We start from the raw sequence: 353 nt of genomic DNA on the forward strand, positions 1-353 counted from the left end.
CCGCTGGCCGAACTGGTACGGGCGCTGCCGCGGGACGAGGAACTGCTGCCCGAACTGGTCCGCTGCGAGGCGGTCACCGCAGGGGCGTCCACCGCTCTCGCGACGTACGACCGACACCCCCGGGCGCTGCGCGACGACCTCGGCACCGACCCGGGTCCCGCCCTGCGGGCCCTGCACCAGCAACTGCTGCGGGGCGAGGCGCCCGTGGTGCGGCACGTGGTGGCGAACGAGCCCAATGTGCTGGGCGGGCGCGACGGCGCCCTCGCCGCCGTGGCGCACCTGCTGCGCGCCTCCCGGGTCAACTGGATCGAGGGCGCCGGCCGGCACGACAAGAGCCGCGTCGTCCAGGCGGT

Annotated in this window: 1 protein-coding gene; it reads left to right on the top strand. The window is 76.2% G+C overall.

Features of this window, described 5'->3' with window-relative positions:
- Positions 1–353: BTAD domain-containing putative transcriptional regulator (locus UK12_RS33900; protein WP_045307063.1), on the top strand; the 353-nt coding region annotated here is incomplete at both ends.

The sequence above is a fragment of the Saccharothrix sp. ST-888 genome, from assembly GCF_000955975.1.
Classification (GTDB): domain Bacteria; phylum Actinomycetota; class Actinomycetes; order Streptomycetales; family Streptomycetaceae; genus Kitasatospora.